This window comes from Halomicrobium sp. HArcel3, from assembly GCF_058933135.1.
In genome coordinates this window covers 24,234-46,131 of sequence record NZ_JBZYDN010000005.1, presented here as the reverse complement: position 1 = coordinate 46,131, position 21,898 = coordinate 24,234, and the positions used below count along the sequence as shown (strand labels likewise).

General features: G+C 53.7%; 15 protein-coding genes and 4 pseudogenes. 11 read left to right on the top strand and 8 right to left on the bottom strand.

All coding sequences use genetic code 11. The features are described 5' to 3' along the window. Nucleotides 1-134: 134 nt before the first annotated feature. Complete coding sequence (locus AC5FRV_RS13735; RefSeq protein WP_493561654.1) at nt 135-1,307, top strand: glycosyltransferase; 1,173 nt, start codon at nt 135-137, stop codon at nt 1,305-1,307. On the opposite strand, the gene AC5FRV_RS13730 is transcribed toward AC5FRV_RS13735, so the two are convergent. From AC5FRV_RS13730 to AC5FRV_RS13700, 7 genes are all read right to left on the bottom strand, one after another. Continuing rightward, the gene (locus tag AC5FRV_RS13730; protein WP_493561653.1) at nt 1,287-1,967 is read right to left on the bottom strand and encodes a dTMP kinase; all 681 of its coding nucleotides are present in this window, start codon (nt 1,965-1,967) and stop codon (nt 1,287-1,289) included. The two genes, AC5FRV_RS13735 and AC5FRV_RS13730, sit on opposite strands and share 21 nt — an antisense overlap. Next, nucleotides 1,957-2,967 carry a glycosyltransferase family 4 protein gene (locus AC5FRV_RS13725; RefSeq protein WP_493561652.1) on the bottom strand — a complete coding sequence of 337 codons (1,011 nt, stop codon included), beginning with the start codon at nt 2,965-2,967 and terminating at the stop codon, nt 1,957-1,959. Before AC5FRV_RS13725 ends, AC5FRV_RS13730 begins: the two co-directional genes overlap by 11 nt. Next, the gene (locus tag AC5FRV_RS13720; protein WP_493561651.1) at nt 2,964-4,133 is read right to left on the bottom strand and encodes a glycosyltransferase family 4 protein; all 1,170 of its coding nucleotides are present in this window, start codon (nt 4,131-4,133) and stop codon (nt 2,964-2,966) included. The genes AC5FRV_RS13725 and AC5FRV_RS13720 overlap by 4 nt, the downstream gene beginning before the upstream one ends. A gap of 368 nt (nt 4,134-4,501) precedes the next feature. After that, nucleotides 4,502-5,728, bottom strand: coding sequence for a sulfatase-like hydrolase/transferase (locus tag AC5FRV_RS13715; protein WP_493561650.1), 1,227 nt, complete (start codon nt 5,726-5,728; stop codon nt 4,502-4,504). A gap of 255 nt (nt 5,729-5,983) precedes the next feature. Then, nucleotides 5,984-7,450: a sulfatase gene (locus tag AC5FRV_RS13710; RefSeq protein WP_493561649.1), complete on the bottom strand. Its 1,467-nt coding sequence runs from the start codon at nt 7,448-7,450 to the stop codon at nt 5,984-5,986. A 351-nt stretch (nt 7,451-7,801) separates the two neighbouring features. Next, the gene (locus AC5FRV_RS13705; protein WP_493561648.1) at nt 7,802-9,367 is read right to left on the bottom strand and encodes a hypothetical protein; all 1,566 of its coding nucleotides are present in this window, start codon (nt 9,365-9,367) and stop codon (nt 7,802-7,804) included. A gap of 515 nt (nt 9,368-9,882) precedes the next feature. Beyond that, the gene (locus AC5FRV_RS13700) at nt 9,883-11,301 is read right to left on the bottom strand and encodes a flippase (RefSeq protein WP_493561647.1); all 1,419 of its coding nucleotides are present in this window, start codon (nt 11,299-11,301) and stop codon (nt 9,883-9,885) included. Between the two features lie 187 nt (nt 11,302-11,488). On the opposite strand from AC5FRV_RS13700, the gene AC5FRV_RS13695 reads away from it, so the two are divergent. Both AC5FRV_RS13695 and AC5FRV_RS13690 read left to right on the top strand, forming a co-directional pair. Continuing rightward, the gene (locus AC5FRV_RS13695; protein ID WP_493561646.1) at nt 11,489-12,469 is read left to right on the top strand and encodes a hypothetical protein; all 981 of its coding nucleotides are present in this window, start codon (nt 11,489-11,491) and stop codon (nt 12,467-12,469) included. Nucleotides 12,470-12,638: 169 nt separating this feature from the next. Then, on the top strand, nt 12,639-13,223 hold the full coding sequence (locus AC5FRV_RS13690; protein WP_493561645.1) for a metal-dependent hydrolase: 585 nt from the start codon (nt 12,639-12,641) through the stop codon (nt 13,221-13,223). Between the two features lie 657 nt (nt 13,224-13,880). Here the strand turns inward: AC5FRV_RS13690 and AC5FRV_RS13685 are convergent. Continuing rightward, nucleotides 13,881-14,513: pseudogene (locus tag AC5FRV_RS13685) on the bottom strand (GDP-mannose 4,6-dehydratase); the annotation flags it as partial. Between AC5FRV_RS13685 and AC5FRV_RS13680 the strand changes: the two are divergent. The 8 genes and pseudogenes from AC5FRV_RS13680 to AC5FRV_RS13645 all read left to right on the top strand — a co-directional run. Further along, nucleotides 14,487-14,918 (top strand): annotated as a pseudogene (locus AC5FRV_RS13680) (DUF234 domain-containing protein); the annotation flags it as partial. The pseudogenes AC5FRV_RS13685 and AC5FRV_RS13680 overlap by 27 nt on opposite strands. A gap of 169 nt (nt 14,919-15,087) precedes the next feature. Further along, nucleotides 15,088-15,672, top strand: a complete 585-nt coding sequence (locus AC5FRV_RS13675) for a hypothetical protein (RefSeq protein ID WP_493561644.1) — start codon at nt 15,088-15,090, stop codon at nt 15,670-15,672. A gap of 3 nt (nt 15,673-15,675) precedes the next feature. Next, a pseudogene (locus tag AC5FRV_RS13670) lies at nt 15,676-15,885 on the top strand (helix-turn-helix transcriptional regulator); the annotation flags it as partial. Between the two features lie 392 nt (nt 15,886-16,277). Then, the gene (locus AC5FRV_RS13665) at nt 16,278-16,364 is read left to right on the top strand and encodes a M57 family metalloprotease (RefSeq protein ID WP_493561857.1); all 87 of its coding nucleotides are present in this window, start codon (nt 16,278-16,280) and stop codon (nt 16,362-16,364) included. A 975-nt stretch (nt 16,365-17,339) separates the two neighbouring features. Then, on the top strand, nt 17,340-17,804 hold the full coding sequence (locus AC5FRV_RS13660) for a hypothetical protein (protein ID WP_493561643.1): 465 nt from the start codon (nt 17,340-17,342) through the stop codon (nt 17,802-17,804). A gap of 1,853 nt (nt 17,805-19,657) precedes the next feature. Continuing rightward, nucleotides 19,658-20,116 (top strand): annotated as a pseudogene (locus AC5FRV_RS13655) (DUF234 domain-containing protein); the annotation flags it as partial. 264 nt (nt 20,117-20,380) lie between these two features. Continuing rightward, a complete protein-coding gene (locus AC5FRV_RS13650; RefSeq protein ID WP_493561642.1) occupies nt 20,381-21,049 on the top strand; it encodes a winged helix-turn-helix domain-containing protein in 669 nt (222 codons plus the stop codon). Between the two features lie 8 nt (nt 21,050-21,057). Continuing rightward, nucleotides 21,058-21,528: a toxin-antitoxin system TumE family protein gene (locus tag AC5FRV_RS13645; protein WP_493561641.1), complete on the top strand. Its 471-nt coding sequence runs from the start codon at nt 21,058-21,060 to the stop codon at nt 21,526-21,528. Nucleotides 21,529-21,898 lie beyond the last annotated feature (370 nt).

Genomic DNA, 21,898 nt, shown 5'->3' with positions numbered 1-21,898 from the left:
TCTCTGTCTGGCCAGTTGGAATAGTGAGTAATATTGTGAACGCGTTTGAATCCATCAAAGAAGTAGTTACCGACGATGATTAAAATTCGACGAAAGAATTGGTTGATCGACAAAATTAGTAAAATTGAGGAGACATGAAGGTACTCATCTCTTCGCTGATCGACGTCAATCGAGCTGCTAACAACCGACTTCACCAGTTCATTTCACATCTATCGGGGACTCATTCAGTCACGGTCGTCTGTCCCCGAGATACATGGCGGGGCTCTCAGGTAGATGTAGAAGAATACGCAAATGACCTCTTGGAGATATCTAGCGTCGAGTGCATCTATCTATCAACATCTAATCCGATCAGTCCGACAGTCCAAGAGGTTCTCTCAGAGGGTCTACTTCGCACTGGGACTGGGATAGACTACTCCGACTACGATATCCATCTTGACTACAATACGTTCTTTTTAGGGCAAGCAGTCGCCCGTCGGACAAGCCAATTAGGTATACCGACTGTGTACGACCTCGCCGATGACCTACCTGCGATGCTCAGAGAGTCAGACCAAGTGCCCAACATTGTTGCTCCGATTGTGGAACGAATCGGAGACTCTGTGGTTCGCCGAAAAATCCGGAAGGCCGACAATATTACATACATCACGGATGGCTTAGCCGAAAAAATGAACATAGATTCCTCACACGGGGTGCATTTGCCGAACGGAGTCAACACTGAAACCTTCCATCCTAACGTCGAGACGTCAGGTATCGACATTCCAGACGTCGAATTTTTAACAGGGTACGTTGGCGTAACCCGCGAATGGGTCAATCTCACCCAGTTAGTCAATGTAGTGGCAAATCTGCGCCGCGACGGTGTGGATGCTGGCCTCGTTATCGTCGGTGATGAAGGAGGAACCGACGAAGCTCAGATGGCATCGAAGAATCATGGCATTGACGACGTTTGCCAATTCATTGGAACGGTACCGTATGATCAAGTACCTGCATACATAAACACGTTCGACGTCGGTACGATTCCGTTCCATCAGGGAGCGATCGCCGAAAATTCTCTCCCACTCAAACTGTTTGAATATCTCTCCTGTGGCGTACCAGTCGTTTCATCCTACATTTCGGGAGTAGACGATGCAGCTGGCGACGTAGTCCACTTCGCTGACTCACCTACCGAATGGACTCACGCTTTGCGCAATCTAGCGAATGGCGCGGATATACCGGCGCTTTCGACGAAAGGACGTCAAATCGTCGTTGATTCGTATTCTTGGAAGGCTATAACCGAGGATTTGGAGCGGCTACTAGTCCATGCCGCGGATTGAGTGACTGTCGGAGAAAACGTATTCATTGATCTTACTGCTTACAGTCTCGATATCATCGGCGCCAGATATCGTCTCGGCACCCGTGTGCATGAGGATAGCGTCGTAAACCGCCTTCTTCTCGGCGACGAACGCTCTATTTGGAATATCGTCTTTTCGCTCTAGTGAGACTGATGGTGGTACCTCAAGATAGATCAGGACATCTGGGGTTGGGACGAATCGAAGATACAGGTCAAGTAGCCATTGTACTGACTCGGGTTCGTAGTCAAAGTCCACTGCGATGTCGACCATTGTGTCGTAGACGTACCGATCACACACGACGGTTTGCCCGCGCAGCAATGGCCAAGAAATCTTCCACAGCACCTGCCCATAGTAGTGAACCAAGATATAGAAGAGGAATGGAACACGGACGATAGAATGTGATAGAATAGAGTCTTTCTTTTCTTTCCTTTTGCTGTAATCGTCCATGTCTTCGCCGGTACGCGAGAGTAGCGTCTTTACCGCTTGTACAATATAAAAGAGCAACTTTGATTCGAACTTACACCATGAATACGTGACGTCGTGGCCACGTTCACGGAGGCGGGAACAGAGTCGTTCGCACTGAGTCGTCTTTCCGGATCCGTCCGTTCCAATGACGCAGACAAAGTCGGGGTCAGTTGACATGGCCAATCACCTCGAGGTATTCCTTTTGTACCTCGTCACCTATTTGTTTCCAGTCGAACCTGCGCGCCAGTTCTCGGGGATTTCCACAGTCCGTGTTTTTACTCTGTTCTACTAGTCGCACGAACTCTGACACTTCGTCGGCAAACTTGACTCCAGTCGTCGCACTCTGGAAGAGATCGGGCAATGCTCCGAACGGGGTCGAGATGACTGGCGTGCCTGCCGACAGCGCTTCTAGAACTGACGCCGGGCACTGGATCGAGTTCTCTCCCGAGCGAGTGGGAAAAACGTAGACGTCACTTAACTCATAGAGTTCTTCTATTTTGGAGTAGAAATCGGTCCGAACGTCGCATCCGGCCGCTTCGAGGCTTGTCCTCAACTGCTGGTCAACCTCTGTCGTGGTACTTCCTACTATAAGGACTTGAAAATCACTCTCCTGTTGGACCCTTTTTAACCACTGCAGATTTCTTCCCGCTTTGATGTGCCCAACGTGAAGAGCGACTGCCTCTCCGTCGGGAATATCGTACTTGTCCCTTAAGCCGGATTGGAGTTCATCGGAAACCGGAGTGAATCTGTCTGTGTCGACGCCTGTCGGAACAAACAACGTATCGACGCCGAATCGCTCAAAGAGTGCTTCTGTTTGCCTCGATTGAGTGAAGACACGTCGTGGCCCGATCGTCCAGAGGAGAAATTTTCCGATTGGGCCGAGCTGGGGGAGTGGTGCGCTCATCACGAGTGGTGCCCCAGTCACGAGACTGCTTAATCGACCCAGTAAAATTCCTTTCGCTGATGGACCAGGTACGTAGTGAACGATATGGGGGTCGATATTTCGGATCTCGTCCCAAAATGTCACCGAAAGCGACTCGCTTGGGTTTATAACTCGAACATCATGGCCTGCTTGTTCCAGCGATTTCGACAGATTCGCCGCCGTTACTTTCATCCCTTCGTCTATGTTTCCCGTTACGTCTGCTAACATTAAAACGGTCAGTGACTTGCTGGTCATAGCTTCGCGTATCTCGCTTCAATCTTTTCAACAACCTGTTCCCACGTGTATCCGGTCTTTACACGGTTATAGGCCGCGTTACCGACGTCTCTCAATTGAGATCGATCGGCTAGGAGTTGCCGAAGTTCGGCTGCCATATCTGTGGCCGTATCGTTGGTGATATACACGCCGTTTTCTGGCTTCTCATCCAAGGAATCACCGCTAGAGGTCGCCAAAACCGGTGTTCTCTGTGACATCGCCTCCAAGAACGTCAGTGGGAATCCATAGAATGATGGCGTCACAAAAACGTCAGTGTCGTTGAAAGCGGCCCACTTCTCTTGTTCGGATACCCGGCCTACAAAGCGGGTTTGATGGTCAATATTGAGCGATTTAGCCCGTTTTTTGAGCCGTGCTTCGTCACCATCGTCGTCACCGGCAATCACTAAGGTGACGTCATCTCGGTCGAGGTGGGCTATCGCCTCGAGAAGTAAACCGACTCGTTTCGATTGGTGAAGGCGACCGAGATATAGCACCATCGGTACTGTCTCCGGGATGTCATAATCTCGTCTAAATGCGCCATCCTCAGGGTCAGCTATCGATTCGAGATGAATACCATTCGGAACTATCGAGATGTCTTTTTTGTCAACTTGGAACTGTTGGAGCGCCGTTACCTCCTCTCGATTGAGAGCGAACCAATGATCGACAGAAGCGAACAACGACCGCCCCCACACCAGATCGAACAGACGTTTCCAGGCGACGAGACGTTCTTTCCGTGGAACGGTTCCATGTGGCTGTAGTACGAGCGGGATGTTTCGGTCATTCGCAACCTTCACTGCAGCAATCGACAATGGAGTCCGGAGATCGTGGACGTGAAGTATCTCGTTCCCACTTAGATCGCTCTGCAACTTGGATCGGAAACCACGGGCCAAGAAAAGTTTGCACCGATAGGTGAGCCTGTTGCTCACTAATGGAAGTCGGTGTACTTTGACTCCCTTGCGCCATTCTTCGCCTGCCGGTAATGTGCTCCCCTGGTCGTCGGCCACAGTAGTGTATACCGTGACATCGTGGCCCCTCTCGGTGAGTTCTGTAGAGATTGCTTCACACACTGCTGGCCCGCCACCGTACCCCGTTGCGGGTGGATATGCAGGAGATACCTGCACCACCTTTTGTTCATGTACTTGAGTCATATTTTGCTCACCTACTCATTCAAGCATCGAAGAACATAGCAGGCTTCTACGCATCCCCAATGGAAGCCATTGGGGTGCTATCGATAATTGGCGGCAAGAATAATATGAAAATAGAGGATTCATCCTGAGAATCATTATCTGCTTGAATACTAACCCGCACTCCATATGAAATCTTTGTTCGGCCGCTGTTACGGTAGTATTCTCCGAGAGACGTCTTTATTAAAACACCGTACTGGTCTTTGCTGAGAGGCTATGGCAGGTCTTCTTTCTCTTTCAGTGAATAGTGCACTCGAACACCCCCTCAACAATAGATGGGATACTTTTTGCCGTTCAACCGTCGTTCGAACTCTGCCGAAAGTTCCACCCCGTCAAACGTAGCCGAGTTCCTCGAGTCGGTCGGTCGCAACGTCGGAGATGAACTGCTCTGCATCCTGACGGACTGTATCTAAGTCGTTAGAGTCAATGAATGCGTCCAGTTCCTTCGACAACATCTCGGGGGGTTCACTCCGTTCGCTTAAATCATGCTGCTCAGCCGGGTCATTCGCAAGATCGTACCATTCTATCGCCGTAGACCCATCTGTTTCGAACGTTTTCAATATTTTTCTATCATCTGTCCGAACTCCTGTGTAGACGGCCTTTCCCAGGATGTTTGCCATCCGCACCGGATGTTTCGTACTCACATCACGGGCAACGTCTCCTTCCCATTCAGCCGGTGGATCTATCCCAAGCCTGTCAAGTATTGTGGGGGCGATATCTAGATGTCGTAAATACTCGACGCCACTTACGCTTGGAAGATTATTCGTCAGCAGCGGGACAGTGACACATTCTTCGTACAGATGATCGTGTGTTGCGACGTCGTGTTGGAACTCTTCCCCGTGATCCCCAGTGATGACGACAGTTGCATCGTCGTCCAGAAAATCTAGTATGGAACCAATCTGGTCATCCAACCTTTCGACGGTTTTGTAGTAGAGGGCTTCCAGCGTATCCCGATGCTCGTCTGCTACTGCCTCACGGTGACGATGGAAATCGACCGTCGTCTGATACGAACTAAAGAGTCCAACGTCGGCTGCTTTCCTTATGCCGGGATAGTAGGGGAAGTGGGGTTCCATCAAATGCATCCACAGAAATCGGGGGCCATCGGTTGAAACGTACCATTGTTTTGCCCGTCTCGCTACTGTCTCAGCCGAAACCTGCTTCCGCATCAGGACAGTTTTAAGTATCCGCTTTCGCCACTTTTCTATCTTTGACGTGTACTGTTCGGTTGCGTCTGCAATTCCATCATTCCAAAACGTGTCAAAGTACTGCTCCCACTGTTGGACGTTTGGATTCGAGGCGATGAATCCGCCAGTCGAGTACCCCGCTTCACTGAGAACACGGGGCAAGGGATTCACATCCGGGACCAGAGACCCGGAATCGTCGTAACTCGCAGTCGGCAGGGAGCTGGCGAGCATCGATGGAAACGCGAGGTATGTCTTCGAAGAGTGACTGACCCCTGTTGCTGTATTCCATTCATCAGTTCGTTTCGAGAGATTGGGCATCCGAGCTATCGAATCTCTGCGCCAGGAGTCAATAGTTACCAATACGATATCGTTCATAGTAGAAGGGCGTCGCCGTGTTCTATAATACTGTTGGTGAGTTTGAAAGTACGCACAGAATATAACTTCGGCTGTAAAATTATCCTACACACTCACATTACAATTTGCATTAATTTGCCTTCGATGACATGTCGTTAGAATAGTTGACTCCGCTCGGTGTGAATCTGAGACAGAGCGTAGTGGGGGATTGAATACAGATTACTGCGTGGTGGCTGGATTTCGGATGATTCACAGGAATCTTTGCAAGTAAAGTAACTATATATAACCGAGATCCTCAAGTCGTGCCTCTGTCCCTGAATCGATATGCCCGCCGCCTATCGTTTCCGAGGCCCACTGTCCAACACGTTCCCCGAGTACGTCTTCGAGTTCAGCGACGACATCGGGGTTCTGCGCCGCGACGTTCGTTTGCTCTGTTGGGTCCTTCGATAAATCGTACAGTTCTCTTCCACCAGCGTCGTCAAGAATTAGTTTTTCGCCAGACGTGCTCTGAATGGCTTTCAATCGACGGGCGAGCTGTCGTCGTTTCTCCTCGTCTAGCTCACCGACTCGGCTTTCGAGGCTGTTAATTGTCGGTTGTGGCGCTGGATATTCGCTGACGGCGAACGATCTACCGTCCCCCGATTTGGTCACGTCGATCAAACCTCGAGATGAAATACTCTCATTGGCGGGTAGATTCGCTCCTGTTTCTTTGACAATCGTCGGATAGATATCTCGGAGCTCCACGAGCGCATCTGTCTCCGTCACTGCAGGAACTCTGGGGCCCTTAAGTGCCAGTGGAACACGAACTACCGACTGTGAGAGTGAATACTGATGGTCCATCAGCCCACGGTCTCCGATGTGCTCACCGTGATCTCCGGTGACGATAAGGAGTGTCTCATCAAGTCCGACATATTCGTCCCAATAATTTAGTGCCGCTTCTAGCTGCTCATCAACATACCGGAATGCTGCTCGATAGAGGGCGTGCAGGATTTCCAGTTCCCGCTCGGACATCTCCCTTTCACCGGCCACGTAGCTCCATGGGTCTTGATTCACTTCGGCAGCTTCGTCGACGGAAACGTCTTCCGGGAGGAACTCTGCCTGATATTCGGGCGGGGTGACGTATTCCAAGTGCGTTTCCATAAAGTTGAGAAACGTAAACGTTGGCGTCTCCGGATCATACTCTTGAGCAAGCCATCGTTCTAGATGCTTGACGGCATTTTTTGCTCCGGATGCCTCTGGTTGATACCGCAACCGCATGTAAGCAGCATTAGCGAGCGTCTTTGGCCCCGATGGCTTGAATAGTTCCTTCGTTAATTTGACTGCCTTCTCTCGGGCAGAATCGGATGTCAACCCGATATCTGAAAGATCTGCGGCGTCAGGAAACAGTTCCCATCCCATCTGATGGAAATCGAACCCATCCGAGAATCCAAAGGCCGGGCTGATCCAGGGGTTGTTCGAGAATGCAGCGGTTTGATACCCTTGCTGCTTGGCTATCTCCGCTATCGTCGGTTCGTTGGTTTCGAAGTAGCTTCCGCGTGCGTAGGCACCGTGATGGGCCGGGTATTGTCCACTAAACATGGACGCGTGCGATGGTAGTGTCCACGGTGCGTTCGCGATAGCATTCGTGAAAACGACCCCGTCGGTCAACTCATCGAAAAGATTCGGCATCAGTTTACTGCGGTCGGGAAGTAACGTCTGGGCGCGTGCCGTGTCTAAAACGACGAGAAGGATGTCTGGTTGCACAAATGACCATTCAATCAGTACTGACTAAAATTTTCTCCATGGTTTCTATATGCAGGCTTGACGGCCAGCCCCCCTTTACCGTATTATGTTTGCCAGTTGTAAGTCTTGAGTGACCATTTCATTTCCACCGTGAATCTGGATTACTTTATTAACATCTCCGTATGCTGCGCCACCAGAATGCTACAAGGAATGTTGGTCTTATTGACGGTCTCTATTCACTCAGCAAATGCGAGAAGTGAAAAACGATTGGGGTGGCTACAATCTATAGTCTGGGGTTTATAAATCGTGGCTGGTGTTCTCGTATCTAGCGATCTGGCTTTTCCGCAAACTTCACAAAATTCAGACTCTTGCTTACTCTTCATTTACTTCGTATATCTCCGTCATCCCATCACCATAGACCTTTTCAAGTTCGTAGTTGTTACTCACGGCTTCACTATGCTTTCCCAAAGGTTCGTAGTGGAGCGTGATTCTGGTTCCCTGAATATACTTTTCCCGACCGAGGGGGTCCACAACAAGATAGTCCGTTTCACCAGCGATTGATCCGTTGGCAACAATCCCCTCGTACAGCTCTGGTGTGATGTAGACCGGATTATAGGCGTTCACTTCGCCCGCGGCCAAACTATAGTATGGGTGAATGTGCAACCCGCCAGTGACATCAGCTGGCGAATTTGCAGTCCCAGGAGAGTTACGTGTAAACCACTCTGCTCCAGGCATGATATAATCAAATTGGAGGAGGTTCCCGTTTAATTGCCCCAGTCGAAGGATCAGTGCTGGTAGCGCGATCGCCAGGACGAGCATCAAGAATACGTGCTCTGTTTGTTTGCTACAGTCGAATCGTCGAAGTGCGAGAATACCAATGACAGGCCCCAGAAATATCAGAACTTGAGTGCTGAAACTGAAGACAACTCCGTATACGAATGCGTGAATGACGAATGTGATTCCGATTCCGATAAGTAGGTATTCTTCGTACGTCAACTCCTGCCGCCACTCTCGAATTAGCTTGCGCAAAATTCCCATTGCACCAAGAGCAAGAAATAATGCAAATAAGGCGTTCAACGCGAGCCGAAGTCGGCTATATAATGGCGTAGCCGGAAAGAAAATGTACTCGCTTGGTGGAGTCGGACTGCCACCGAGCATCGAACGAATACTATTGATTAGATTCGCAATTGGATTGATGTTGTCGGATTCTCCCTCTCCTCGAGAAACCTCAGCCGCGAGTAGGGGGATGAAAGTTCGGTAGACAACTCTCACGAGCCATAAATACAAGCCTGTAAACAATACGACAATCAGGGGGCTATATCGTCGAGTTTGGTCATAGAACGCGACGATTACGAAAACGGTTGCAAGAATAATTATCCAACCAGGTGGGGTATAGTGCAACGTAACGAGGGCGACAAAGAACAACCCTAATAATTGATAATACCTCCAATCTTTAATTTTGAACCCTATCCAGAAAAGTAGCATTAGTGACAGTAGGTATAGCGGCCGTGCCCAGACGTACGCAAACACGTTATACCACCCTGTCTGGGCGATGTGGGTCATAGCGTAGATCATGATGGCGAGTGCTGCAATTTCACTCCTTAGTAGAGATTTGACGACCACAAAGTAAACGAATGGGACAAGGAGGATACCAATTGGAAGGTACACTACTTGTGAGAGCTCCAGTCCTGTGACAATCGAGAGTTCTGCCAGCATCATAACGTAGCCCGGATTCAAGGCTTCACTCAGTGAGGATCGCCCTGTCTCAACAAGCGGGGCGGCCCGTTCTACAATCGTCCAGAGAAAAAGGCTGGCAACCCCATTCCGGGCCAAAAACACCCCAACTACAAGTGAAAGAGACGAGATGATTAAAAGGCCCTTGATGAGATCTCTTCGTTTTAGAGATGTTCCGGAATAAACAGAAGGAAGAGCTGGCATGAGTGGTGTGACTTAGAAATTACGACCGGTCAATAAAACTAAAAGTTTGCGACCTGCGGTTCTCCGGTTGTAGACCTATAATAACTGAAACAGAGGAAGTAGCCATAATCCCAGATCAATTCCTCACACCAGCGCCCGGCACTAGAACGTTACAAGATCGCGCGCATCTATGTAGCGTGAAGCCTTCTCAGCATGTTCCTACTGTCGTTCAATGCATAATCTACGACGGAAGAGCCGCATAGTCGTCAGGTCACTGTCGCCGAGTGGGCAGCCGCCGATTACCCTTATAGCGAGCGCCGGCGTCGGTCAAAATCTGCTTGCTCGTGTTTCCAGAAGTATCCAACCTCAAAATTTTGCCCCAATTACACTGCCAGTCGTTCTGACGCTGCACCCAGAATTAATTAACTTCTGTTGATCATTGGTTAACCAATCGGCCTTCATAAACATCTGGAATGACTGGCAGACGTCATTTCATCCCCCGGCTCCCGGGTCGGTAAACTCCACTGTGTCTCCGATCAGATCCTGTTGGCCGAGCTTAGGGCACTAAAAATATCGTCACGGAGTGGCTGGTAGAGACCAAGGAGTGCAACGTACGCAACAACGCCCGTTGCAACGAACAGTGCAAGCAGGGGGATGCTGTCTGGTGTAATATGACGTTTGAGTAGCCAGAGGCATCCGCCCATCCCCAGGGATGCGACCGTAGACCAGCCCAGGAGCCGCCCCGGCAGTCGTACACTAATATCTCGTCGGATATAGACGTAGTGGAGCAAGGCACTGCAGAGATATCCCATCGACGTCGCGACGGCGGCACCAAGAATACCGAAGGAGTAGATGAGAACGAGGTTCAAAGCGACGTTCGTCACCATACCACCGACGTTGGCCCTGGCGGAAAGAGATGGCTTATCAATCGCCTGGAGTGACCGTTCCAGTACGACGTGTTCCGCTTGGAAGACTTTTCCACCGATGACGACTATCAAGACCGCCCAGGCAGAGACGTACTCTGCTCCGAACAAGACCATGATAATCTCTTCAGATAGCACAAGAGATGCGACGAACGCCGGGAGTACCAATGCAATCGCCCAGTACTGTGCTTTCGGAAGGAAGCTTTCAATTTTTCGCAGTTCTCCCTTCTCGTACAGACTACTGATCTTCGGCAGTAGTACAAGCGATATCGAACGACTGAGGAGAATCGTGACACCGGCTACCCGCCAGGCAACTTCGTATTTCGCTACGCTAGTCGTCGTAAGGAAAACTCCGATGAGCAGTAGATCAATCCAGTTATAGAAATATCGTCCAAACACAGTTACGACGTTGTACCTCGCGAATTCGAAAAGCGATCGAGCAGTGGCCCATGAAGGAGAACCTAGTGCGGGTGGCTGCTTCATCGCTCCCCAAAGGAATTTCACCAGCAAACCTGCAAACAGCGCAATTAGCAGTCCTTTGAGGCCAAAGTCGTAGCTCAAAAGAACTGCTCCAAGGCATAGCCAGACTAGGTGCTGAGCAACTACGATCGGGGCCGTCTCTTCCCCTCTATGTTGACCGAATAGGATCTTGAACTGGAGGTTTGCCAGTTCGTAGACGATAAGCATCCCGACTAGATAGAGGGCCAGTTGGGCATTGAGATACGCATTGATCCACCCTCTGAATAACACAATTCCTATGATCACGAGACCCAGTGCGATCGATTTGATAGCTACTGTGGTTCCGATGATCTCTGTGGCTTCTCTGCCTTCGCTTAGGCGCTTTTCAAGCGCATTTCGAAACCCGGCGTCAGTTACTGCACCAAGAAGTCGTAGCAGTGCTTCGAATAGAAAGTAGATCCCGATTATCGCAGGCCCGAGATACCTCGCAAAATAAATCGTCCCAACGAATGAAACAACAGCCACGAGTATATTGGCAAGGAATATTTTACTACTCGATAGTGCGAGACCCATCGATAGTTTCAGGTCCGGTCCCCACTCATATTGGTTTTCTCATCCAGTCGTAGGGACGGATGTCGAAGGTTAAATCACAGAAGCGTGAGTTCGTCATTATGTCGCCATGACTGTCAATAACAACTCTCCGACGAATAATCCGACTCTCCAACTCTTACGCACCATCGGATTCCCTAATAATGGGTGCTTGGAACCCAAAACGGCTATTGAATCCCCACAGCTCTACCAGGTAGCACGGCAGAACAAAATTGGGGCACTGTACGTCAAGGCGCTACATGACCAGGATAAACTGACGGAGCTACGCAACGAATTCGAAGAAAGGAAAGACTTTCACGAGAGATTGGGCTCTACCTGTTCTAGATTCAAGCAAGTCATCCCCCAGGGAATTCCGTACGTCGTCGCAAAAACTCACCATCCTTTCTGGGCAGACTTCAGCGATGTTGACGTCCTTGTCTTTGACAACCAGAACGGTAGGGTAATAAACAGAATCAAGCAGACTGTAGAAAGTGAAGATTACGAGGTTCTCGGGGTGGCTCCGTCCGCAATGACGATCCGAGATCGAGAAACCGATCAGCTTATCGACATACAGGACGATTTTGGTTTGCACGAAGTTCTCTACTTTGACAAGGAAACCATCCGGAATAAGACTGTGATGGGAGATATTTCTGGGACTACAATGCCGATCGTTTCCAAGCCGAACGACCTCGTCATTCATGTGAACCATTCAATAACTGAACTCATGTTTACTCTCAAGGAGTACTATGCAGCAGTCTTTGCGCTCGAGAACTTTGATACGGCTGACGTCGATGAATTACTCGAAACTGCACAGAAAAACAATTGCAAGAAGGGGACTGGTGCATTTTTCACCCTGATTAAGGAGTTGACCGAGCTCGCTTTTTCGACACGTCCTGATCACATCAACCGCATTCTCCGTGAATGCGGACATAGCTCGGGCGAACTTGACAAGCTCCACCGAGAAAATTTCCAAGTCCCTCACCGGTACTCGAACCGAACTTTGCTAGCGTATACGATAGATCGGTTCCGGAATCCAGTCTTCTCAAAGAGTGTGTTGAGAGAAATCCCGGCTGCACTACATCCCAGTACAGCCTACTATCTTTCTGCAAAGATGTATGACCGATTTACCAGGGATGATTACGTCCGCGCTTAAGGTAACTTGATTCGATCGTTCTAGTTGGGAAACCTCTCTTTGACCCTGTCCCTGGTTTTGAATCTCCTCACCCACCAACGTACTGATTTTCTCAACCAACGTAATCGAAATATCGAATCTGATTCTTGGGTCCTCATGGTTATCATTGAAGCGCGAAATTTTTATTAGTATGATGCCTTGGGGCCATTTCGCCGTCGTGTTTTTCCCGTATCTTGCGTATCGGTTAATACAGCGGAAGAAGTTCCCGAGTCGCCACGCTATGTTATTTCTCCTCTTCTCCTCACAACTGCCTGACCTTATCGACAAACCTCTCGCATGGGGTATCCAGTTGCTCCCATCGGGGCGGTCGTTAGCTCATTCGCTCTTTTTCGCAATTCCGCTAATCCTTCTCGTCACGGCGTTCTTTTTCCGCCGTGGTCGACCGGCGCTCGGCACGCTCTTCACGTTTGGTTATCTATCACACGTCTTCGGGGATATCTATAATCTCCTCCTCACTATCCCACCGAGTCAGTGGAGGGCCACGTACGTCGCGAGTCTTTACTGGCCACTCGTTTCGATACCCGAACCAGATGTTATGCCACTCATCTACTACTTTACCCGAGTTTCCTTTTCTCGGTACGTTCACGGAAGTTTCGGTATCGTGTTGTTCTCCCTGATCTTCTTCTATCCAGAAATCGCGGCGATGCTGGAGAAGCGTCGATATTCGATGAAATTGATAGCTCGGGGTGAGACAATGCCAGAAAACGAGCACTGAGTCAGTAGCTACCTTCTAGGGCTCCTTGACTAGGAGGCCCGGTTCTCGCTGTTGGTACAGGCTAGCTAAGATCGCTGGATCGACTGGCACTCGGATATCGAGACGAACGTAATTGAGCCCGGAAACCGGTTAAACGTCCCTAACTGAAAACGGGGGATACTTTCCTTTTCGAACTGTTTCGGCCACACTGAACCAGCGACAGACGAAACGGGGCTTCTCGACGGAAAATAGCCTAATGCGCTAATGTAACGCCGCTAAACGCATAGCAGGTTCTCCTCCAGCACTAGTTTACCAATCGAAACCCACGCCGCAATCCGGATCCACACTCGAAGTGGACTGGCTCCTACGTCAGTCGCTTTGCTTACCGGCCTCGGTCGAGTGTTGACACACGCCATTCAGATGAACTGCGGCAGATCCTTTCCGGCCCGCCCCGACTTGTTCCTTGAGACCCGCCGAGTTTGTGTGGCGATACCGGGAGATTCCCCGAACGCTCACCCCCTTCGTACAGAACCAGAAACAGACTTTGACGGGCAATTCCCTTCCCACCCTTCTCACCTGACTTGCGACGTAGTGGTTCCAGTTCAAAGTAAACCACCTCCCAGACACGGAAATCCAATTCGAGTCACCCACCACGACCCAGAATACCCGTCCGAGAACCTACGACTGCAAAGCCATCGGCCTGTACCACTCCCGGTTGTCCTCGTACCAGTCGATGAACAGCGACACGCCTTCTCGGATGCCGATCGAGGGCTCGTAGCCGAGCAACTCCCGTGCCTTGGAGACGTCGGAGTGGGTAGGCCGGGCGTCGGCGTCTTTCGCGTCCTCATGGACGGTCTCGACATCGGACCCGGTTTCGGCGATGACGTGCTCTGCGAACTCCCTGATCTTGATGTTGTCCGTCGAGACGACGTTCAGGGCTTCGCCGTCCACGGCGTCGGTCTCCAGCAGCGCCCGGTTCACGTCGATCGCGTCGTCGATGTAGGTGAAGTCGCGCGTCTGATCGCCGTCGCCGTAGACGACCGGTGGCTCGCGGTCGAGGCACCGCGAGCCGAAGTTCGTGATGGCCGTGTTCGGCCGCATCCGCGGGCCGTACATCGTGAAATTCCGGAGACTCACGGTCGGGAGGCCGTGGAGGTCGTAGTACACCTTGGAGTAGTATTCGGTGGCGAGCTTCGTCACAGCGTAGGGGCTCTTGGAGTAGGTGGCGCGGGCCTCGTCGTAGGGGAGGTAGTCGGGTCGGCCGTACACGGACGTGGAGGGGGCGTTCACGAACCGGTCGACGTCGTGTTCGACGGGACGATCGAACCTGACCTCCCGAACCATGTCGCCACGACGTTCGAAGACGTCTGTATCGAGGCGGTCTGGGCGGGGATTCGAAGCGGCGAGTTCGACCCCTATTCAGAGGTCGGCCGGTGGTGGTACGGGGGAGACGAGGTCGACGTCGTCGCGCTCGCACCGGACGACGACCGGATTCTGCTCGCCGAGTGCAAGTGGACTACCGACCCGGTCGGCCACGGACTGGTCGACGACCTCCGAGCGAAGGCCGACCGCGTCCGATGGGGGCCGGACGACAGGACGGAACGCCTCGCGCTCTTCTCGAAGAGCGGCTTCGTCGACGGGCTCGAAGCCGACCTCGACGACGGGTGGTCGCTGTACGATATGGACGACCTCGACGAAATTCTCACGCCCGAGTAGTGAGCTCCCTGGTGGACTGAAAGGCGAGCACAGCGAGCCGCACGAGTCGAGCGGGCCGAGGACTCTCCTCTGTTGGCGGTATGCGTGTAGACCCCGAGCGGGCCGAGGCGTTCCTGTCTCGTCGCGAACCGTCTGCTTCCAGACCTATTCACCGATCCACCAAACCCAAATGCCACCTGGCCAGCGGACTTTCCACAGCCGCACCGAGTGTACGTACCAGGAATGTTCCCCCGTCCTCTCGTCGAAAGGCCCGCTTCTCGTTGCTCTCCTGGTAGCCATCGCCTCGACGGGCGCTGCAGGCGCACTCGATACGGACGGCGACAGCAAACCCAACGCCGTCGAACTCGTCGGGCCCACGGATCCCTTCGAGAGCGACACTGACGGCGACGGCGTGGACGATGGTGTCGAAGAGACCCGTGGGACCGACCCGACCGACCCGGACACCGACGGCGACACGCTCGCGGACGGCGCGGAACTGAACGACCACGGGAGCGACCCGCTCGCCGCGGACACCGACGACGACGGACTGGACGACGGGAGGGAGGCGACGCTCGGGACGAACCTCTCGAACGACGACACCGATGGCGACGACCTGCCGGACGCCGACGAGGTCGACATCGGCACCGACCCCACGGCGACCGACACGGTCGGTGACGGGCTCGGAGACTACGAGGAACACCACGACCTCCCGACCGACCCCACTGCTGCAGACACGGACGGGGACGATGTCGACGACGCCACCGAACTCCGGTAGAACCTGGACCCGACCGACGAAGACACCGACGGTGACACCCTCACCGACAGGGAGGAACTCGACGGACCGACCGACCCCACCGAGGCCGATACCGATAGTGACGGGCTGGACGACTCGCAAGAAACCCGCTCGGCGACCGACCCTACCGACGACGATACGGACGGCGACGGCCTCGAAGACGGCGCGGAACTGGACGCCGGGACGGACCCGACCGACTCCGACACCGACGCCGACGGCGTCCGGGACGGTCGGGACCCGATCCCGCTGGTCCAGGACTCGAACCCGTACGGCGAGTCCCGACTCGAAGTCGGCGTCGTCGAGTCCACGGCCAGTGGCCAGCAGAGCCTCGAATCGACGATGGTGTTCTGGACCGAGCAGTCCCACGAGCAAGACACGCCGTACGAGGCGCGGATGCAGTCGATCGACGACGCGAGCGACGGCGAGGACATCGACGTCGAGATTCACTTCGTGGACGACGTCACCGTCCACTGTGGCTCCTCGGCCACTGGCGAACTCCTCGGCTGCGCACCCGTCGTCGAACCCAGCGAAGGGACGCTGTACGGCGCCGTCGACGTGTCGTGCAATCGGACCCGAGCCGGTCCGACATGGAGCACGTGGTCACCCACGAACTCGGCCATGCCATCGGTCTCGGCCACGACTCCGATTTCTCGGTCATGGACGCCTATCTCTGACCGCTAAGTCGAGGTTCATGGTAGCTGGTGCAGCGGTGGCTCGAACAAGCGGTTCCTGACAGCTGTGCCGCGCTGCGGAGCGATGGGCTACGATGTCGTCTCCCGAAGGATCAAAGGGCGCTGTCCTGACTGCCGAAAAGCGTACTGTGACCAGCACGCAGTCATCAACTGGACTGCTCGCCTCGAAACACAGCACGACCAGAACAGGATCTGCGTTTGCTCTACCGGCCCCTTCTGCAACGTTGGTGGTTGCTCTCGTACGCTCCCCCCTGAACAAATTGCTCCCAACCCAGTTGCCGGCTGCTGATCTGCTCTGTCGATGCCGATCAACCCAGAGGTACCACGGCCCCTCGTTACCGCTCCAGCAGCCAGCAACGCCGCGCTCGTCTCTTATCCGCGTTTCCAACCCTGGCCGTATCGGCCGCAAGACTGCCCCCTCACCCCGACGAACGCGACTAGGAAGATTGATCGGCTGCCATACCGGTGACCGCACCCAATCAGCTGAATTGGTGACAGTCGACCGCAAGTGAACATGGACTCGCTATTGCTGAATTCACAGTCCCCGGACGAAACAGTATCGAGTTCGAGAGATCGGGGGGATAAAGAATCTTCAAACTTGGTCCCAGTCTGGCGATCCGACCTATCCTTGAGACACATTACAAAACAGATATATCTCGCCTTGGCAAAACTCAACCGACCGCGACAGGCCCGCTCGCCAGGGTTTTTTCCTTTGCGACTGGGACTCATCAGATTCAATCGCGTTGAGTTCGTGGTACCAAGCAGCGTTGCGGTTGTAATCAAGGGTCTATAGCGGCGCGGTAGGCTATCCTTGGACGGCGCGAGTCCGGTCGAAACCTTTCAACGAGGCATATCTACCCGTCACTCGATTCACCGTAATTGTTCAGCGGACTCTCAGTTCCTCGTAAGCGGATCGACGGTTGGACACTCGACTTTCTCAAGGATTCCGACGAACCGGTGACAACCACGGATAGAAAAATCCACACGAGCTGGATTCCGTCGCCGACACTCGCCGACCGGATGGACGACCGCATTCAGGAATTAGCCGATGGCTTCGTTCGGCTGTGGGACGACGACACGCCGTTTACGCTCCGGGAGGGGGGTGGATCACTGACTGAGGCCTGGCGGTTCCACGGCGACCGCGAGAAAGCAGCCAGAAAACGTGACGAAGAGTCGAACGAGCCGGTCACGAGAACTGTTTCGGAATGGTGCGAGAATATGACGGGAATCGATTTCCCGTTCGCCGATACCGTCCCCGTCGACGAACAGCGTCGCCGGGCGAATCAGATAACCCAACTGGTGACGTCGGCAGACATAGTCGACAGGAGCAGTTCGGCGGCTGGAAACGGTCTTCGGCGAACTCTCGGAACGACTGTTCTGAGGCAGGGACGCCGCCAAGTTTGCAAAGATCGGCTACCCTGACCTTTCGGCCGGGGAAGCACAGCGACGGAGGCGCTGCAGAAAGCGAGACAATGAGAACTGCAACGAACCGCGCGCGTTGAGGGCTTTCGAATTGTCGACGGCAGTGTTGTCAATTCCTACCGAGCAGGCCGTGGGATTCGACCGTTGTCCGCTGTGCTCTCGTTTCCAGCCGCTATTCAGAACCAGTCTTCCCAACCGAAACCCCACACCGCAACTCAGCACCGCATTCGAAGTGAACTGGCTCCCCCCGCCAGTCGCTTCGCTTGCCGTCCTTGATCGGTCGTTGACACGCCGTACAGATCACCTGTGGGTGGTCCGCTTCGGACCCGTTTCGAACTGTTCCCCGAGCCCCGCCGAGTTTGTTGTGTGAAGACATCGGTGAGTTCCCTGAGCGCCCACACCCAGATACCCGGAACTCACGTATCTAGGCCCTTCAATATATCGGTGGTTTCGCCCGTCGAAACCCGAAAATTCCACGGATAATTCCTTTCAGAAATCCCACGACTCCTGGCCAATATCACTTCTCCCTCCCGGCTTTGCCAGTTCGATTCTCCATTATCCCACACTCTCGAATCGTCGGGGGATAACTGCGCGGGTCTGTAACGATGGTGGCATCACCCAGCGCAAATTGTCTCCTCGTACAAAGAGAGCAACCCAGTGTTCTCCTTCCAAACCTTCTTCCAGACTGCCAGCGGCGTCGAGCGCCGCTCTAAGAGGATTTGTATCGTTCGGTGGTGGGTCCAAACCGGTTCTACCGTCCGCAAGGAAGAGTGCGCAACACTGCCGACAGCGAACTAGACGGTCGACTGCCGAGGAAGTAGGCCGTGAAGACAAGCGTGGGAATGCTGGCGACGAGACGTCGGTTCTGGGATTCGACGTCGGTGAACCAGAGTTCACCTGGCCTCGCGAAATCTCCGGGACGAAGGCGTCTGAAACAAGGTTTGTCGAATTTGACCCTCGATCACCGGTCGTGCTCGGGAAATCGGGCTAATCGTTCGTCCTCCCGATCGCCGACGACCCATGCAGGCCTGGTCTCTTGCTCAATATTGCCCGAATTCGACTGTCTCGACTGGTTCTCAACGAGGGTTTGTTGATTCGGCGTCTCACGCGGATTTGGCCCCATCGATCGCGGTGTAGACTCCTTCTCCGAGGGGATTATTGCCGGGAAAATGGCAACTCAGAACCCTCAGAAACCGACAGACTGCAACCGATTATGAAGTTCTCACCCCCGTATCTTTGCCACCGGCTGGGCACCCCCCGTTTCTTAGATTGTACCTCTCACCATCTTTCGCCGGCGAAACAGCTGTCGGTTGACTTCTCGCTGTGGCGCTGGTTGGGCGTCTAGTTCTGTCTGTTGGCCTACTCTCTATGGTCCTTCCGGACGATTCAACCGGTTTTGAAGCCTCGATAAGGGGCTGAGAACGTCCGAGGCAATCTCTCATCTCCACTCAATCCCCTAGACCGAGTTTGTCATGGTGCCCACCGCGGGAGCTGATCAATGAGTGAGGGCCACGCTCTGGGACGCGACTGCAGGAGGGGACGTTACTGTCCTCATCTTGGTTGGACCTCCAGTTCCACCCACGATGTGAACACTAGACCACCCTATCCACCCTCAAACCGTCTCTTCGAACCCGCAGTCCGGGCACGACATCGTCATCGGGGCGTTCGTCCCTCCGGGAGACGCTTTGACGTGATTCAGTAGTGTCCCACACTCAGGGCAGGTACTTGGAACCGACATCCTCGTCACCGAGTTTCAGTCAATCAGTAATAAATCCACGGCTCTAGAACTTTAACAAAGTAGCAGGCTCTTTCGACAAAAGAAACAAATTGCAATTCGATGTCAGTACTGAAGCTACGTCGAACCGAACCGTTCGGGGATCGAAGAGGCGCCCGACGTCGTGTTCGACGGAACGATCGAACCCGACCTTCCGAGCCACGTCGCGACGACGTTCGAAGACGTCTGTATCGAGGCGGTCTGGGTGGGGGTCCGACGCGGCGAGTTCGACCCCTACTCTCAGGTCGGCCGATGGTGGCACGGGAGAGACGATGCCGACGTCGTCGCGCTCGCCCCGAACGACGACTGGAGCCTCCTCGCAGAGTGTAAGTGGACTGCCGAACCGGTCGGCCACGCACTGGTCGACGACCTGCGAGCGAAGGCGGACAGCGTCCGATGGGGGCCAGACGACCGAGCAGAACGCTTCACGCTCTTCTCGAAGCGTGGCTTCGTCGACGGACTCGAAGCCGACCTCGACGGCGAGTGGTCGCTGTACGATATGGACGACCTCGAAGCGCTCCTCGCACCCGGACAGTAAGTCCCTGAGGACCGAAAGTGCGAGATGCGAAAGGGGACGGAGTCAGTTACCGGGCCATCTCCTCTCTTGCATCAGCTGGCCTGAATGAGAGAGCGACGGGGATACGAGGCCACGATTGCATCTGGGCTGCCGGAATGCAACGAAGCCACTCACCAGAAGCCACTGTTTGCATTTGGTCTCTCTATATGCAAACACGCTGTCGTTGGATGACAAATATCTGTGCGCGAAACATATATTTGGCTCTACTTAGTACTACTATGCACGATGACCGACGAGAAACCAGGTGACCCTCTCACTGAAGAGAGCGGTCCTGACGAGTTTCCGGACTCGGACGAGCTCCCGGAGGAGCCTCTTTCCGTCGACGAGATGTCTCCATTCGAGGTGGACCCTGCCGATTTCGACGATATCAACGACTTCGCGAAAGCGGAGTGGGTCGAATCGACGACGGCCAGAGATCGAGTGCAAGACGTGATCAAGCGGGCCGCCAGTCCGAAGACCGCTGGCGATATCGCTGCGATAGCGGAGGTATCGACGACGACTGCTCGAAAGAAGCTCAACGATCTCGCAGCGGAGGGCACAGTCCTGGCCGAGCGGACGGACAACGGGAAACTCTATCAGCGCGACCCCGACTGGTATCTGATGCAACGGGTTCAGCGACTGGCGAAGTCCGATTCGCTGGTCGATCAAATCCAGAATCTCCAGCAGGAGTTGGCTGAATATCGTGATACGTACGGGACCGACATGCCTGAGGAGGTACTCGTCTCGGATGGCGACCTCTCCGAAGCGGAACTCGAGGAGATATCTCAGTGGCGGACTGCCATGCGCGACCTCACGTTCCTCCGTGCGGCCTACCGATTCCGAGAGGCGAGAGAGTGTGCGACGAACGGATCGCAGAAGACGCGACAGGACGATACTCGCGTCTCTCCGCTCTAGGTGGAAAAATGGGAATGGGAAGTGGGGAGCCCCTCGACGAAGAGGCGATCGCAGCGGCGACAAATGCTTTCGAGGATAGACTGGGGGAATGTGTCCACAGGATCCGATACAAGAACTCCAGGGACGGACAATTCGAGTCTGCGTGTCGGACACCTCACGAGGCGAGGGTGACCGTAGTCCCTGGTATTCACCAGGCTGGTGGATACTTCGATATTCAGTGGTGGACGAACGGGGACTACAAATACCACTACAGGGAAAAAGGGCTGGAATTCCGCTTCGGTCGGGAAGCGGACAACGTGGACACGTCGAACCCAGTCCGCCACTTTCACCCACCCAGCGACCTGAGTAACCATCTCCCCTCCTGCATCGAAGGCGAGCTCCCGCCAGAACTTGTGACAATCGCAGTGGGGACAACGTGGTTCGCAGCAGTGAAAGACAGCGAGCCAGGCCGTCTAAATGACCAGAACAACTTGCCGTAAGGAGGATGGCAAGGCCAATGACCGCTTCGCACTCTTCTCGAAGCGTGGCTTCGTCGACGGACTTCTCGCGACCGAGAGGGATGGGGCCCAGTAGTCGGACAAAAGCAAGCCCCTTGGTGGACTGAAAGGGCTAGGGGCGGTCGACGAAGTCCGACGAAGTAAGTACCGAACGAAGTGAGGCGCATGGTTCGTGGGACTCAAAGAGTCCCACGCTCATCACGAAAATCTCCAATTTTCGGACGACAGCGATCTTTCGGCACCGGAGTCAGCCGAGGGCTTTCCTCTGTTTGAAGTACCGGTATCGTCTGCTGAAACAATCGCTCTCACTCGCAAGCACTCGATTCAAAAGAAGTCCGCAACCCGCAAAGAA

Bases quoted from the DNA above. Each gene is read 5' to 3' on its own strand.
- AC5FRV_RS13735 (WP_493561654.1), top strand. From the start codon at position 135: ATGAAGGTACTCATCTCTTCGCTGATCGACGTCAATCGAGCTGCTAAC.
- AC5FRV_RS13730 (WP_493561653.1), bottom strand. From the start codon at position 1,967: ATGTCAACTGACCCCGACTTTGTCTGCGTCATTGGAACGGACGGATCC.
- AC5FRV_RS13725 (WP_493561652.1), bottom strand. From the start codon at position 2,967: ATGACCAGCAAGTCACTGACCGTTTTAATGTTAGCAGACGTAACGGGA.
- AC5FRV_RS13720 (WP_493561651.1), bottom strand. From the start codon at position 4,133: ATGACTCAAGTACATGAACAAAAGGTGGTGCAGGTATCTCCTGCATAT.
- AC5FRV_RS13715 (WP_493561650.1), bottom strand. From the start codon at position 5,728: ATGAACGATATCGTATTGGTAACTATTGACTCCTGGCGCAGAGATTCG.
- AC5FRV_RS13705 (WP_493561648.1), bottom strand. From the start codon at position 9,367: ATGCCAGCTCTTCCTTCTGTTTATTCCGGAACATCTCTAAAACGAAGA.
- AC5FRV_RS13700 (WP_493561647.1), bottom strand. From the start codon at position 11,301: ATGGGTCTCGCACTATCGAGTAGTAAAATATTCCTTGCCAATATACTC.
- AC5FRV_RS13690 (WP_493561645.1), top strand. From the start codon at position 12,639: ATGATGCCTTGGGGCCATTTCGCCGTCGTGTTTTTCCCGTATCTTGCG.
- AC5FRV_RS13675 (WP_493561644.1), top strand. From the start codon at position 15,088: ATGCCACCTGGCCAGCGGACTTTCCACAGCCGCACCGAGTGTACGTAC.
- AC5FRV_RS13665 (WP_493561857.1), top strand. From the start codon at position 16,278: ATGGAGCACGTGGTCACCCACGAACTCGGCCATGCCATCGGTCTCGGC.
- AC5FRV_RS13650 (WP_493561642.1), top strand. From the start codon at position 20,381: ATGACCGACGAGAAACCAGGTGACCCTCTCACTGAAGAGAGCGGTCCT.
- AC5FRV_RS13645 (WP_493561641.1), top strand. From the start codon at position 21,058: ATGGGAATGGGAAGTGGGGAGCCCCTCGACGAAGAGGCGATCGCAGCG.